Below are 14,274 nucleotides of genomic sequence, written 5' to 3'. Positions count from 1 at the left end.
TGAGCGATGATCCGCTCATCAGCCTGCCCGCTGCGGCAAGCTGATCCGGCACAGTTCGGAAGGCACGGCGATCGCATAAGCTACACCACCTCTCGGGACATCATCCCGAGGTCACATTTCGACTAGTGCGAAAGCAAGTAGCATATCGGGCGAAATGGGAACGCCCGGCACGAGGCCGGGCGTTTCCATGACAGCAGGTCACGAGCTGGCAGACTGCGGACGCCGCTATGCGACGTCTCTGTCCGACAGGTCGTCAGGAAGCGACGATACAGCTTCCCCTGCTACGCGTTCCTGCTCGAGCTTCGCCTTCTTGCGCGCGAGCCTGGCCGCCGTCTTCTCATCGGCAGCCTTCTTCCGTTCAGCTGCCGCAGCCGCATCGAACTTTTCGACTGCTGCAAAAGCCTTGTCGGCACGATCTCCAAGAAGCCAGGCAAGTTGCGGGACCACGCTGTCGTTCAGCCACGCGCCCACCTCCGCCGCACGTGGCCACTGTTCCACAGAGCCGAGCTTGTAGAGGGTCGCATGCAGCTCGTCCCAACGGTCGCCCTTGACGATCGGCCTGTGGTGGATCGCGTGCGGATGAAATCCCTTGGGTGCCGGCACTGCCACCCATGTCAGCCACTCAAGCTGCTGCTGGACCATCCGGGCGGGGTGGATCAACGGCCGCTGGATCTCGCTGACCACAACCGTCTTGCCACGGCGATGTGGTTCGAGCGAAGCAAGTACCATCTCGAGCAGCGCAAAGGCGTTGGCCATCAGCTCAGGAAGGGCGGTCGCTGTCTTCTCGGCGAGCCGTCGCAGAGAAATCTAAGTCGGAGCTATTCGATGGAATCCAAAAAGGAAGAGGCAGGGCTTCTTCCATTCTGACGTCACGACGGCGTACAGGCGATGCGCAGTTGGGGACGTGCCGTGCAGCTTTCAGGAATCTGCCCGCGCTGTACCAACCACCTCCACACCAGGACCGCGGCAGCATTTCCTGCATCGACCTGCTCGACCAGCTCGGTAATGACACGAGGAGGAATCGGCACCTGACGGGCCGCCGAGATGCCGGCATATCTGATCGCCAGTCCAACCGCCCGCGCTGCGACGTCAGACGGCTCCGGGGCGGTTTCGCAGGAGCATGAGATGCTGAGACCAGAACGGATGCGGGTGATGCAGGCCCTGGTGTGCCCAGCTGCATCAAGCACCGCCGCGATCGGGCTATCGGCGAAAGAGCCAGGGGCGGTATCCTCTGCATGGTTCATCCCTGCTGCTGGATGAATAGCGGGCACATGATGGGCAGCGCTGCGGCTTGGACCGAGGAAAGCCTCCCGAGGTGGCTGCTGCGCTGACTGAGGCATCTGCGGGAATGGGATGATCCTGTCGTTCATGGCAAAAAGCTCCTGTGGCGCGGCGAGCACGCATGGTGTGATGGTCGAGATTTGAGGTTGAGGCTGGTTGCTGAGACGGTGTTAAGGGACTTCGCCGCGTGCAAATCCAACGAGGATCGGCCGCTGTTCCGACCGCACATCTATCCCGCTGCCTCCGCCGCAACGAGTTCCGCTGCGTTTCCCGGTCAATACAGTCTCAACGTCATCTGCCAAGGCGCGGTGCGCACCTTTGTCGTCAACACCAGCGACCGCATGTTCAGACCCCTCCCCTGACGTGATCTCGTCGTCGAGAGCGACATCGTCGGTGCCGTGTTCGTCGTCAGCCCCAAAGCTGCCGCGAACATCGACGTCGCCGATCGCACGGAGACAGGCCGCCCGGATCTCCTCCTGAACACGGCAGGCAAAATTTGCCCGAAGCTCCAGCAGCGCTTCTCCAGCATCGGGCACGCCGATCAGTTCACCGATCTCATCAAGCGCAAAGATGCCACTCCGGCGATCGCGCCTTTCGCTGGAGCCATCGATGATGGCGATTTCAACGGACGTCACCCCTGCGACCCTGCCTACATCGCACCCGGAAGCCCATGGGAGAATGGCTACATCGAGAGCTTCAATGCTCGCCTGCGCGACGAACTCCTCGACGGCGAGATCTTCTACACGCTCAAAGAGGCCAGGATCATCGTGGAAAGCTGGCGTCGGCATTACAAAACCGTGCGTCCGCATGGATCGCTCGGCTACAAGCCGCCGGCGCCGGAGGTCTTCATCCCGGCATTCGCGCGGGCGGCCCTGCAACCCCAACCAGCGATGCCGCCCACGCTGGCGCCACGACCATCATTGCACTAACAATCAAATTGGACCCGTCCGTGGGGGCCGATCAACCCCTGTTGGGGCCAGAAATGCGTATGAATCTGGCATAACTATTTGATTTCAAATAATTCATTGGTGAATTCTGACTGGAGGTCAGAATTATGAACATCAAGAGCCTTCTTCTTCTTGGCTCCGCGGTCGCCTCGGTGAGCTTCACCGGCGCTCAGGCTGCTGACGCAATCTTCGTTCCGGAGCCGGAGCCCATGGAGTACGTCCGCGTTTGCGACGTCTATGGCGCTGGCTTCTTCTACATTCCGGGCACCGAGACCTGCCTCAAGATCGGCGGCTACGTCCGTTACCAGATCAACATGGATGAGGGAGACAACGGCTGGAAGAAGCGTGCCCGCGCGAACATCAACTTCGACGCCCGTTCGGAGACCGAGTACGGCACGCTGCGCGGCTATGCGGAGCTGTGGTTCCAGCGCGACACCAGCAACACCCCGGGTTACACCGGTTCGGTGCGTGTCCGCCAGGCTTTCATTGAGCTGGGCGGTTTGTATTTCGGTAACAAGGTCACCCTCTGGGATGGCGATCTGGCTGGTGAGTACGACGACTGGGGCTTCTCCGACGAGATCCACACGGTCGGTCACAACTTCGCCTTCGGCAATGGCGTAAACCTGGCCCTCGGCGTGGAAAAGGCTGGCGAGAACACCAACTACCGCGTCAACGTGGTCGGCAAGCTCGGCATTTCCCAGGGCTGGGGTTCTGTCAACGTCTGGGGTGGCTATGACGCCGACGACAAGAAGTGGAACGCCAAGGCTATCGGCGAGTTCAAGCTGGCTGATCCGCTCACGCTCCAGGTTGCCGCTGCCTACGCTTCGGGCGCCAACCGCTACGCTCCGGGTGGCGACTACAAGTGGGCCGCTGGCGCTCACCTGAAGTACAAGGTCACCAACAAGCTGGCCGTCGGCTTTGGTGGTGAGTACTTCGGCAAGCAGTACGGCACCAACAACAACGACTGGGCTATCGGTGGCGTCGTCGACTACGAAGTCGTGAAGGGCTTCGCGACCAAGCTGGCCGTCAACTACTACGACGGCGACAGCTACAGCAGCGACGCCAACCACTGGGGCGGTTTCCTCCGTCTGCAGCGCAACTTCTAAACCGTTTATCAACAGACCTCCGGCGGCTTCAGCCGCCGGGGGTTGATTTGTTGCATGGCTACCCTCTTAATTCGCGCGGGGACAAGAAAAGCAGATGGGGGGGGGGTAGTCATGCTTCTCGTGATGGGGGGCGACGGACGTCTGTCGCATGACAGAAGGTTGCCAAGCGCAGGTAATCTGACGGGCTGGATGGGCCTGTCAGGCGAAAGTTCCTGCATTCAGGTCGTCGCTGGGCGGGTCACGGTGTAACCGAGCGATCGGTTTCGCTACGAGGCCACGCATGACACACGGAATTGAACCGGTTGCAGGACCGGACACTTGGCCTGCGCATGTGCTGAACCGGTATTCGGTGAGCTACGGCAGCCCGGAGCTACGTATTGTCTCGGAGTACAGCCTGCGGGAGCTCTTCGAGAAGTACGGAGATATTCTCTGGGAACCGGGCAAGCACAAGTACAACGTAACCTTCTTCATAGGCGAACTCGATGAGCTGCTCATGGGCCGGCGTTTCAGCGCGTTTACCCAGGACATGCTTGACGAACTGATCGGCAAGCTCCGCGCGCGAGGAAACAGCAACGCAACTATCAACCGTAAGATGGCCGCGTTAAGCAAGCTGTTGCGCAAGGCCTACAAGATGGGAACGATTCACAGCCTGCCGGAATTCCGCAGGCAGAAGGAGCCGGCGGGCAGAATTCGCTTCCTCGACCACGACGAGGAAGAACGGTTGTTTGCGGCGATCCGGAAGCGCAGTGAAGACGCCTGGCGGCTTTCCATATTCCTGGTCGACACGGGGTGCCGGCTGGGTGAAGCGCTGAATCTCACCTGGAACGACGTCCAGGGCGGCCGCGCGAGCTTCTGGATCACCAAGTCGGCACGCAGCCGCACTGTTCCCCTGACCAAGCGCGCGCTCTCGGTCGTGAAGATACCGAAGAACGGATACGAAGGTCCCTTCGCCATGCTGCGACAGGCGTCGTTCCGCGCCATCTGGAATGAGGCGAAGATGGAAGTCGGCATGGGCGACGACGACCAGCTCGTGCCTCACGCCCTGCGCCACACCTGCGCCTCGCGTCTGGTCCAAGGTGGAATAGACCTGCGCCGCGTGCAGATGTGGCTGGGGCACCAGACCCTGACCATGACGATGCGTTGCGCGCATCTCGCCACCAACGACCTGGATCCGTGCGTGGACGTTCTGGAACGGAAGCCGCGCAGGCGAAAAGCCGGGTAACGGCACCAAGATAGATGGCAGGGCGGTAGCAGGCTGCCCTGTCTCATTCCGACGGCGTCCGGCTGTCTGGATGATCGCCGGTACAGATGATCGTGCTTCGGCGGGACTACGAGCGCAAACCTGCGAAGACGCGAGGCAATGCGCGGGCTGTACGAGCGAGAGCACTGGCTGCCGGGAGGTGGCGCAACATCCTGGCGAACCACGAGCGCGGCCTTGCCTTGCGAGCGTCGGGTCATTCGACTTACGGGCGGATCCCCTCGTCTTGGACCGACAAGCCGTCGGGGCGGCGCGGGCGTGGCCAAAGGTGGCCGCTGCCAACCGCCGCACTTCCTTCCGATCTTCGCAACGGGTGTCTGCGGCTAATTCCGTCCCGCCCTGCCCTGTTTTCCGCAGGTGTGTGGACAGCCTCGGTCTGTATCAAAATGCCGTGCGCGGCACTGCCTTAACCAGCTGTAATAACATGGGCTAATATAAGACAGCCTCCGTCCCCGGGGGACAGAGAGGTTGATTGCTTATGGAAGGAGGGACGGCATGTCCAAGCGTCCAAGTCTTACACCACTGATTGAATCCCTCCCGGCAACCGTGCCCTTCGTCGGGCCTGAAGCTCTTGAGCGGAGACGCGGAGGTCTTCCGTTCCGGGCTCGGCTTGGCGCCAACGAGAATGGCTTCGGCCCCTCTGCGCGCGTGGTCGAGGCGATGCGCAACGCTGCCCCGGATGTCTGGATGTATGGCGACCCCGAGAACCACGAGCTCAAGACGGCCATCGCCCGGCATCTCGGTGTTGCTTTCGAGAATGTCGCCGCCGGAGAAGGCGTGGATGCCCTTCTTGGCCTGATCGTGCGCCAGTACATGGAGCCCGGCACGCCGGTGGTTGTTTCGCTGGGCGGCTATCCGACCTTCAACTTCCATGTCACCGGCTTCGGCGGCAGGCTGGTGCCGGTGCCCTACGACGGCTACCGCGAGAACCTTGAGGGCCTGCTGGATGCGGTCCGCCGCGAGAACGCGCCGCTGGTCTATCTCGCCAATCCGGACAACCCGATGGCCTCCTGGTGGGACGCGGGCAGTATTTCAGCTTTCATCGAGGCGCTGCCGGAAACGACGATGCTGATCCTGGATGAAGCCTATTGCGAATTCGCGCCGGCCGATTCGGTACCGCCAATCGACGTGAACCGCCCGAACGTGCTGCGCCTGCGCACCTTCTCCAAGGCCTATGGACTTGCCGGCATGCGCTGCGGCTATGTGTTCGGCCACGCCGCGGCCATCGAGCCCTTCGACAGGATACGCAATCATTTCGGCATCACGCGCCTGACGCAGATCGCGGCACTCGCCGCCCTGGAGGATCAGGAATATCTGCGAGACACGGTCGCGCGGGTCGCCGCCGGGCGCGAGCGCATCGGTCGCATCGCCGCCGCCAATGGCCTGACCGCCCTGCCCTCGGCCACAAACTTCGTCGCCGTCGATTGCGGAGCCGACGGGGCCTTTGCCCTGCGGGTGCTGCAGGAGCTCGGCAAGCGCGACGTCTTCGTGCGCAAGCCCATGGCTGCCGGTCAGGACCAGTACATCCGCGTGAGCGTCGGCCCGGACAGTGCCCTTGACCTGTTTGCTGAGGCTCTTCCCGAGGCGCTCAAGGCGGCACGGGAGGGGTGAGAGGCGCGCTCTTTCGGGATCCAGCACGCGCTCTTTCGGGGTGTGACAACGCGTGGGCGTCTCCCGGGATCTCCCGAACTGCGGCGCGTACAAAAGAAAAGCCCGGCTGCCAGGCAGCCAGGCCATTTCGTTTCGAGCCTTGAGGCCGGCTATTCGCCGCCAACCATCACGAAGCGGATGACGAACAGCACCGCGACGAGCCAGGTGGCCGGATGCACCTCGCGGAAGCGGCCGGTCAGCGTCTTCACGACAGCGTAGCTGATGAAACCGAAGGCAAGGCCATTGGCGATCGAGTAGGTGAGCGGCATCATCAGCGCCGTCAGAGCGGCCGGAGCCGTCTCGGTGATGTCGCCCCACTCGATCTCGAGCAGCTCGCGCATCATCAGGCACGCCACGTAGAGCAGTGCCGGAGCGGTCGCGTGCGCGGGCACGGAGCCGGCGAGCGGCGCGAAGAACAGCGCGGCCAGGAACAGCACGGCGATGACGAGCGCGGTGAGGCCCGTGCGGCCGCCGGCCTGCACGCCCGAGGCGCTTTCAACATAGGCCGTGGTGCTGGACGTGCCGAGCAGCGAGCCGGCGATGATGGCCGTGGAATCGGCCAGCAGGGCCCGGCCGAGACGGTTCGGCTTGCCTTCCGGCAGCAGGTTGGCGCGCTTGGCCACGCCGATCAGCGTACCGGTGGCGTCGAACACCTCGACCAGCACCAGCACGAGGATGACGTGCAGCAGGCCCATGTGCAGGGCGCCGGCGATGTCGAGCTGCAGGAACGTCGGCGCGATGGACGGCGGCGTGTCGACGATACCGCCGAAGGTGCTGATGCCGAGAACCATCGAAATGACGGTGATGATCAGGATGCCGAGCAGGATGGCGCCGCGAACCTTCATCGCGTCGAGCGCGGCGATGATCAGGAAGCCGAGGATCGCCAGCAGCGGCTCGGGAGCCGTCACGTCACCGAGACCCACCAGCGTTGCCGGATTGTCGACAACGATCTTCGAGCTCTCCAGCGCGATGATTGCAAGGAAGAGGCCGATACCCGCTGCAATGGCGCTGCGCATCGACTTCGGAATACCATCGATCAGCCAGCTGCGAACGCCCGTCACCGTCAGGATCAGGAAGATCACGCCGGAAATGAAAACGGCGCCCAGCGCCTGCTGCCAGGTGAAGCCCATGGCGCCGACGACCGTAAATGCGAAGAATGCATTCAGGCCCATGCCCGGCGCCATGCCGATCGGCCAGCGGGGCACGAAGGCCATGATGGCCGAGCCCAGCGCCGCGGCAAGACAGGTGGCGACGAACACGGCGCCGCGATCCATGCCGGTGGTGGAAAGAATGCTGGGATTGACGAAGATGATGTAGGCCATCGTCAGGAACGTCGTGAGGCCAGCCAGCACCTCGGTGCGGACCGACGTTCCGTTTTCTGTCAGCTTGAAGAAAGAATCGAGCCCCCCAGAACTGCTCGACCTCGCCGTTTGCTCACTCATGAAACCGCCTTCCCCGTTAGGACGCGCGACTCGCCGCGCTCGTTAACGATTCCAAGAGGTATGGGGGATAAGTCAAGCGAATTACTACACCTGCTCACAGATTGAGGCAAGATTATAGCAGCTATGTTATTGTTTGCCTTGCAAACTTAGATTTGTCCACATCCAAGCTAACAGTGATGGTGCAGTATGTTGCCGCATCTGCTTTGATGTTTAGTACAGGCGCGATGCTTCAGCCTGAAACCATGGAGGAAAGGCTGTCTTCTGCGCGCTTGCGGTTGGGAGGCCGATCATGTTTGCTGAAACCATGGATTTCGGACTTGGAGAAGACATCGACAGCCTTCGCGAGGCCGTTTACCGCTTTGCATCCGAGCGAATAGCTCCACTGGCGGCGGAGATTGACCGGAACAACGATTTTGCCTCTTTCCTCTGGAAGGAGCTGGGCCACATGGGCCTGCTGGGGATCACGGTGGAACCGGAATATGGCGGCTCGGGTCTCACCTATCTCGCCCATGTCGTGGCCATGGAGGAAATCAGCCGTGCCTCTGCTTCGGTCGGCCTCTCCTATGGCGCCCACTCCAACTTGTGCGTGAATCAGATCCGCCGCTGGGGAACCGAGGAACAAAAACGGCGCTACCTGCCCGGCCTTTGCGCGGGCACCCTGGTTGGAGCTCTGGCCATGTCGGAGACGGGGGCGGGGTCGGACGTTGTCTCCATGCAGCTACGCGCCACGAAGGACGGAGACCGCTACATCCTCAACGGCTCGAAGATGTGGGTCACCAACGGCCCTGACGCCGACGTGCTGGTGGTCTACGCAAAAACGGATCCCGAGGCAGGAAGCCGGGGCATCACGGCCTTCCTCATCGAAAAGGCCATGGAAGGCTTCTCCGTTGCCCAGAAGCTCGACAAGCTGGGCATGCGCGGATCGAACACGGGCGAGCTGGTCTTCAGCAATGTGGAAGTTCCGCGCGAGAACGTGTTGGGCGAAGAAGGGCGAGGAGTGGAAGTACTGATGTCCGGCCTGGATTACGAGCGCGTGGTGCTCTCCGGTGGACCGCTCGGCATCATGGCTGCCTGTCTCGACCTGGTCGTGCCCTATGTGCGCGAGCGCAAGCAATTCGGGGCGCCGATCGGCGCCAACCAGCTGGTGCAGGCCAAGATCGCCGACATGTATGTGGCCATGAACTCAGCCCGCGCCTACAGTTATTCCGTGGCCGCCGCCTGCGACCGCGGCCAGACCACCCGCAAGGACGCGGCGGGCTGCATTCTTTATGCCGCGGAACGGGCGACGCAGGTGGCGCTGGACGCCATCCAGCTTCTGGGCGGCAACGGTTATACCAATGAGTACCCGGCCGGGCGCCTCCTGCGCGACGCCAAGCTCTACGAGATCGGCGCCGGTACAAGCGAGATCCGCCGCTGGCTGATCGGCCGTGAGATCGTGGGGGTGCGCTAGGGCATGGCACGCGACGGAGCCATCCCCGAGCCGCATACCATCTTTCCGGGCACAGGCTACCCGCTCACTGCGCGCTGGTTCCTGTCCGGTTTCGTTCGGCGCGCCTGCGCGCTATGGTCATCCGTGGGGACCCTCTTTTCAACGCACCCTTGTGATCCGGTGAGTGTATATGCCCGTCATTAGATCCCAGATTTCCCCGACCTCTCCTGCCTTTCGCGAAAACGCGGCGCGCATGCAGGCGCTTGTCACCGACATTGCGGACAAGGCCGCCTGGGTATCGGCTGGCGGACCGGAGGAAGCGCGGGAGCGTCATATCTCGCGTGGCAAGCTGCTTCCCCGCGAGCGCCTTGCCACCCTGCTCGACGTCGGCTCTCCCTTTCTGGAGATCGGACAGTTCGCAGCCTGGAACCTTTACGACAACGAGGTGCCGTCTGCAGGCTTGATCGCGGGCATTGGCCGCGTCGAAGGCGTCGAGTGCATGATTGTCTTGAACGACGCGACGGTAAAGGGCGGCACCTACTATCCGCTCACGGTCAAGAAGCATCTGCGCGCCCAGGAAATCGCGCTCGAGAACAACCTGCCCTGCATCTATCTGGTGGATTCCGGCGGGGCCAACCTGCCGAACCAGGACGAGGTCTTCCCCGACAGGGATCACTTCGGCCGCATCTTCTACAATCAGGCGAACATGTCCGCCCGCGGCATCCCGCAAATCGCCTGCGTGATGGGCTCCTGCACCGCCGGCGGCGCCTACGTGCCGGCAATGAGCGACGAGACCGTGATCGTCCGCAACCAGGGGACGATCTTTCTCGGAGGCCCGCCTCTCGTGAAGGCTGCCACCGGCGAGGTGGTGACCGCCGAGGAGCTCGGCGGGGCCGACCTACACACGCGCGAATCCGGAGTGGCGGACCATTACGCGCTGGACGATCTTCACGCGCTGTCGATCGTCCGCCAGATCGTGCGCAACCTCAACCGGAGGAAGTGCGTGCCGCTGGCTGTACGCAAGCCCGAGCGGCCGCTCTACGACCCGCAGGAGATTTATGGCATCGTCCCCGCCGATCCGCGCCAGACCTATGACGCGCGAGAAGTCATCGCCCGCATCGTGGACGGCTCCGAGTTCGACGAATTCAAACAGAACTATGGCACCACGCTGGTGACAGGCTTTGCCCTTCTGCATGGCTTTCCCGTCGGTATCCTCGCCAACAACGGCGTGCTCTTTTCAGAGTCCGCGCTCAAGGGAGCGCATTTCATCGAACTGTGCTGCCAGCGGAAGATTCCGCTCGTCTTCCTGCAGAACATCACCGGGTTCATGGTCGGCCGTAAGTACGAGGCGGGCGGGATCGCCAAGGATGGCGCCAAGCTGGTGACGGCGGTCGCCACCGCCCGCGTGCCGAAGATCACGGCGATCATCGGCGGCTCCTTCGGCGCGGGCAACTACGGCATGTGCGGCCGCGCCTTCTCGCCGCGCTTCCTTTGGACCTGGCCCAACTCGCACATCTCGGTGATGGGCGGCGAGCAGGCGGCCACGGTCCTGTCGATCGTCAAGCGCGAGAGCCTGGAACGCAAGGGACTGACCTGGAGCGCGGAGGAAGAGGCGGCTTTCCGCGGGCCCATCCTGGAGAAGTACGAAAGCGAGGGCCAGCCGCTCTACGCCTCGGCGCGGCTCTGGGATGACGGTATCATCGACCCAGCAAAAACGCGTGAGACACTTGCGCTCTCCCTCAGCGCAAGCCTTAATGCTCCCATCGAAGACACGCGGGTCGGCGTCTGGCGGATGTGACAGGCGCAGTCCGCGCCTGTGACGGAGGCACGCAACGCACTTGCATTTCCCGCTAAGAGGAAACGGAATTCTCATTGGCGCCGTCCGGCAGCCTATCAGATTCCGTTTGTTGCCATACTGAGGGAAGAATTTTTCATGCGTGCCCTGCCTCTGCTCCATCCTTCCGTTTCTCGCGGCAGCAGCGGGCGTCCGGCATGATTGCGATCATCGGCGGAGGAGCGTCGGGCGTCATTCTGGCCGCACACCTGCTGAAGGTACCGGGCGACCGCCGCATCGTGCTCATCGAGAAGGGCGAGCGCATCGCCCGTGGTCTCGCCTACTCCACGACCCTGCTCGACCATGTGCTGAACGTTCGCGCCCAGAACATGAGCGCCCTGCCGGACGATCCCGACCATTTCCTACGCTGGCTCGTGGCGAAGGGCCTGGCCGCCCCTGACACGCCCTTCTACTTCGCGCCGCGGGCCACCTATGGCGACTATCTCAATGATCTTCTGGACGAGGCTGCCGCGCAGAGCCCCGGCCGCCTGGATATCCTGCGCGACGAGGCGGTAGCGATCGAACCCCTGCCGTCCGGCGACGCCAGAATAGAGCTTGCCTCCGGTGGCTCGATCGAGACTGGGACGGCGGTGCTCGCCATTGGGCATGACCTGGAGCCTGAGCGATCCGACCGCATTACCTTCCGCCTGAACGGCGCGGGCGACACACCGCTTGATCCGGACGCGCCGGTGCTGATCCTGGGCACAGGGCTCAGCATGGTCGATGCACTGCTGATGCTCGAAGCGCGCGGCCACCGAGGGCATGTCACGGCGGTTTCGCGCCGGGGTCTGCTGCCGCAGCGGCATGAACTGCCTTCGCCCATTCCCTTCGCCGAGAACGATCTGCCCTTCGGGCAACCGCCCTCCCGCTTTCTGAGCTGGCTGCGCAGTCAAGTCCGCAAGCGTGTCGAAGCAGGCGGCAACTGGCGCGACGTCGTCGATGGCCTGCGGCCTTTCAACCAGCGCATCTGGCAGAGCTGGACCGACGAGCAGCGCCGCCCGTTCCTGCGCCATGGAAAAGCCTGGTGGGACACCCACCGCCACCGCATGGCGCCGGAGATCTACGACCGCGTGTGCCATGCCATCGAGGCCGGCCGCCTGACTGTACGCGCGGCAAAGGTGCAGGACATGGCACGCGAGGGCGACGCCACCCGGGTCCGCATCCGCCCGCGCGGCTCCGATATGGTGGAGACCCTGCGCGTCGCGCGCGTCTATGACTGTACCGGCATCATCCGCAACGTGGAAAAGACCACCAATCCACTCCTGCGCCAGCTGGTGGACGCGGGCATTGCCCGCGCCGACCCGCTGAACCTGAGCCTCCATGTCACGCAGGACTGCCGACTGATCGGACGCGACGGACAGCCGTCGGACAGCCTCTTCGCCCTGGGGCCGCTGACGCGCAGCCGCTTCTTCGAGATCGACGCCATCCCGGAAATCCGGGTTCAGTGCGCAGCCCTGGCTGCACGCCTGATGCAGTAAGTGTTCAGCGGACGGGGCCTCGGGAAAAGGCCCCTTCCTTGCCCGGCCCCTGTGGGCGCACGGGGGTGTACCGCTGTGCATCCGTGAAAGGACCGAGCTGATTGCGTGCCACCGGGGCGCCCCTCGCCCCCTGCCCAAGCTTCCGTCAGCCTCGTTGCCGCCTGAGCTTGCGCAAATGTTTGCGCACACGCAACGCATATAGCTTCTGCCTGAGAGCGCACAACCAGTCCATAATGGAAACGTACTCATAGGCATTGTTGGTCTCCCCGAACATCTGCCGCGCGTAGATCTTGCCGGGCCCCTCGTAACGCAGTCCGGTATAGTGCTCGGGGATCAGTGTGTAGGAGGGCCAGATCGTTATGTCCGGTTTCAGTTCCTCGATCAGCTGGGCAACAAAGAGATTGCCGGTTTGCTTCCAAGGGCGGTCGAGATCGGCCGGAGGAATTCTTGAGAGCCGTTCGATCAGTTCCTTGAGGAAGGGATGCCCGGGTGCGGCCGCCACGATGGGCGAAACCAGCTTGCCACGCACGAACTCGTTTTCGTATACGGTGTACAATTCCTTCCCGTCGCCCAGCAGCTCGTCTATTGGATGCAGGCATAAACTGTCGGCTTCAGCCAGGAAACCGCCTTCGCGATACAGTATCTCGTAGCGCAGCAAGTCGGCGACCCCGGCATACCACCCCCGCCTCAAATATTCCTCCATCTGGGGCTTGGTCTGAAAATTGTGGGAGGCCAGATATTCGTTCCCGTAAAGCGTGTAATGCCAGTCCGGATGCCTGTCGATCCAGGTCTGCATCCACTCCTGCGGAGGACGTTTCGGGCCAATCCATATGTGGCCAAGCCTTTTGGGAATCTTCATTTTTCCGGCTGCTTATTATTGCTTAGTGTGATAGACGCACCTATATTATATATTCGTCCATCCCAGGAACTGGCAAGTGCGGCGGGGAACCGTGGAAATTCCGTGCTACATCCTGACCATCGATTCCGAAGGCGGTGCGCGCAGGTTGAACGCAACGCGCCAGCTTCGGGAACTTGGTTTACAGGAAATATTTGTAGCCGGCTATCTAAAATCGGATCCCGGCATCCGCGCCGAGTACAACCATTGGATGAATCTTCTGAGAAGCAAGCGCTCCCTGACCGAAGGTGAGATTGCCGTCTACTGCGGCCACCGGAAGGTCTGGCGTGAGTTCCTCTCCTCCGGGCACTCCCATGCCCTTGTGCTGGAAGACGACTTCTGCGTGACCGACGCCGGCCGCATGAAGGAGGCGATCCGCGACGCCCTGAACCACGCGCATGTCTGGGATATCCTGAAGTTCTTCGACTTCAGGCCCAAGCGCGTGATCGAATGCCGCCAGCTGGACGGCACCACCGTCGTGCGGTACAAGTATGCCGCGTCGGGAGCGGTGGCCTATCTGATCAGCAGGAAGGCGGCCCGGCAACTTCTCCGCAGGAAACGCTTCTTCCGCGCCGTCGACGATGATTTCTCCTGGCCTTGGGAACTCGACCTGACGGTTTGGTCCGTTTCTCCAAACCTCGTGACCGAGATCAGCCATGAGCTTGGCGGCTCGCTGCTGGAGCAGGAACGGCAGACGCGCCGCGAGCGCAGAAACGTGCTCCGGTCGCTTTGGGGCAATGTCATCCAGGCCTACAAGCTTATCCGCTCGTTTATTTACAACCTGGGCTCGAAAGGGCGAACCACGGGCGGGAAGCGGACCGGCACGGTTCCCGACCAACAGGGTACGCACCGGACAGCCGCAGTCGACACTTCCGGATGGCGAGTGTCCGGTTCCCGGTCCGGCGACGTGGAATCGGCGACCCATTCGAGTTTCCCGGAAACGGTGAGCTGACC

General features: G+C 62.6%; 11 protein-coding genes and 1 pseudogene. 8 read left to right on the top strand and 4 right to left on the bottom strand.

Annotated features, from left to right (window positions below):
- Positions 1-225 precede the first annotated feature (225 nt).
- Together ABD906_RS01035 and ABD906_RS01030 are read right to left on the bottom strand one after the other, a co-directional pair.
- Positions 226-756 carry a hypothetical protein gene (locus ABD906_RS01035; RefSeq protein WP_345097724.1) on the bottom strand — a complete coding sequence of 177 codons (531 nt, stop codon included), beginning with the start codon at positions 754-756 and terminating at the stop codon, positions 226-228.
- Positions 757-869: 113 nt separating this feature from the next.
- Entirely contained in the window at positions 870-1,370 is a 501-nt protein-coding gene (locus ABD906_RS01030; RefSeq protein ID WP_345097723.1) for a hypothetical protein, read from the bottom strand.
- Between the two features lie 561 nt (positions 1,371-1,931).
- Between ABD906_RS01030 and ABD906_RS01025 the strand changes: the two are divergent.
- The 4 genes and pseudogenes from ABD906_RS01025 to ABD906_RS01010 form a co-directional block, all read left to right on the top strand.
- A pseudogene (locus tag ABD906_RS01025) lies at positions 1,932-2,210 on the top strand (integrase core domain-containing protein); the annotation flags it as partial.
- 125 nt (positions 2,211-2,335) lie between these two features.
- Positions 2,336-3,334 (top strand): porin, encoded by a 999-nt coding sequence (locus ABD906_RS01020; protein ID WP_345097722.1) that lies wholly within the window; start codon positions 2,336-2,338, stop codon positions 3,332-3,334.
- Positions 3,335-3,614: 280 nt separating this feature from the next.
- Positions 3,615-4,556 (top strand): tyrosine-type recombinase/integrase, encoded by a 942-nt coding sequence (locus tag ABD906_RS01015; protein WP_345097721.1) that lies wholly within the window; start codon positions 3,615-3,617, stop codon positions 4,554-4,556.
- Between the two features lie 531 nt (positions 4,557-5,087).
- Positions 5,088-6,203 carry a pyridoxal phosphate-dependent aminotransferase gene (locus ABD906_RS01010; RefSeq protein WP_345097720.1) on the top strand — a complete coding sequence of 372 codons (1,116 nt, stop codon included), beginning with the start codon at positions 5,088-5,090 and terminating at the stop codon, positions 6,201-6,203.
- 149 nt (positions 6,204-6,352) lie between these two features.
- Here the strand turns inward: ABD906_RS01010 and ABD906_RS01005 are convergent, their stop codons facing one another.
- A complete protein-coding gene (locus tag ABD906_RS01005) occupies positions 6,353-7,684 on the bottom strand; it encodes an NCS2 family permease (RefSeq protein WP_345097719.1) in 1,332 nt (443 codons plus the stop codon).
- Between the two features lie 289 nt (positions 7,685-7,973).
- Here ABD906_RS01005 and ABD906_RS01000 point away from each other — a divergent pair, with 289 nt between their 5' ends.
- The 3 genes from ABD906_RS01000 to ABD906_RS00990 all read left to right on the top strand — a co-directional run bounded on the left by ABD906_RS01000 (position 7,974) and on the right by ABD906_RS00990 (position 12,425).
- Complete coding sequence (locus tag ABD906_RS01000) at positions 7,974-9,134, top strand: isovaleryl-CoA dehydrogenase (protein ID WP_345097718.1); 1,161 nt, start codon at positions 7,974-7,976, stop codon at positions 9,132-9,134.
- Positions 9,135-9,303: 169 nt separating this feature from the next.
- Positions 9,304-10,911, top strand: coding sequence for a carboxyl transferase domain-containing protein (locus ABD906_RS00995; protein ID WP_345097717.1), 1,608 nt, complete (start codon positions 9,304-9,306; stop codon positions 10,909-10,911).
- A gap of 194 nt (positions 10,912-11,105) precedes the next feature.
- Positions 11,106-12,425, top strand: coding sequence for an FAD/NAD(P)-binding protein (locus ABD906_RS00990; protein WP_345097716.1), 1,320 nt, complete (start codon positions 11,106-11,108; stop codon positions 12,423-12,425).
- A 145-nt stretch (positions 12,426-12,570) separates the two neighbouring features.
- On the opposite strand, the gene ABD906_RS00985 is transcribed toward ABD906_RS00990, so the two are convergent.
- Positions 12,571-13,284 (bottom strand): glycosyltransferase family 32 protein, encoded by a 714-nt coding sequence (locus tag ABD906_RS00985; RefSeq protein WP_345097715.1) that lies wholly within the window; start codon positions 13,282-13,284, stop codon positions 12,571-12,573.
- Between the two features lie 76 nt (positions 13,285-13,360).
- On the opposite strand from ABD906_RS00985, the gene ABD906_RS00980 reads away from it, so the two are divergent.
- Entirely contained in the window at positions 13,361-14,272 is a 912-nt protein-coding gene (locus ABD906_RS00980; RefSeq protein WP_345097714.1) for a glycosyltransferase family 25 protein, read from the top strand.
- Positions 14,273-14,274 lie beyond the last annotated feature (2 nt).

This window comes from Chelativorans composti (assembly GCF_039541695.1).
In the GTDB taxonomy this organism is placed as follows: domain Bacteria; phylum Pseudomonadota; class Alphaproteobacteria; order Rhizobiales; family Rhizobiaceae; genus Chelativorans; species Chelativorans composti.
The sequence above is the reverse complement of the archived record's forward strand: the minus strand, read 5'-3'. Positions and strand labels throughout refer to the sequence as shown.

Excerpts from the sequence above, each read along its gene's own strand:
- ABD906_RS01035 (WP_345097724.1), bottom strand. The coding sequence starts at position 756 with ATGGCCAACGCCTTTGCGCTGCTCGAGATGGTACTTGCTTCGCTCGAA.
- ABD906_RS01030 (WP_345097723.1), bottom strand. The coding sequence starts at position 1,370 with ATGAACGACAGGATCATCCCATTCCCGCAGATGCCTCAGTCAGCGCAG.
- ABD906_RS01020 (WP_345097722.1), top strand. The coding sequence starts at position 2,336 with ATGAACATCAAGAGCCTTCTTCTTCTTGGCTCCGCGGTCGCCTCGGTG.
- ABD906_RS01015 (WP_345097721.1), top strand. The coding sequence starts at position 3,615 with ATGACACACGGAATTGAACCGGTTGCAGGACCGGACACTTGGCCTGCG.
- ABD906_RS01010 (WP_345097720.1), top strand. The coding sequence starts at position 5,088 with ATGTCCAAGCGTCCAAGTCTTACACCACTGATTGAATCCCTCCCGGCA.
- ABD906_RS01005 (WP_345097719.1), bottom strand. The coding sequence starts at position 7,684 with ATGAGTGAGCAAACGGCGAGGTCGAGCAGTTCTGGGGGGCTCGATTCT.
- ABD906_RS01000 (WP_345097718.1), top strand. The coding sequence starts at position 7,974 with ATGTTTGCTGAAACCATGGATTTCGGACTTGGAGAAGACATCGACAGC.
- ABD906_RS00995 (WP_345097717.1), top strand. The coding sequence starts at position 9,304 with ATGCCCGTCATTAGATCCCAGATTTCCCCGACCTCTCCTGCCTTTCGC.
- ABD906_RS00990 (WP_345097716.1), top strand. The coding sequence starts at position 11,106 with ATGATTGCGATCATCGGCGGAGGAGCGTCGGGCGTCATTCTGGCCGCA.
- ABD906_RS00985 (WP_345097715.1), bottom strand. The coding sequence starts at position 13,284 with ATGAAGATTCCCAAAAGGCTTGGCCACATATGGATTGGCCCGAAACGT.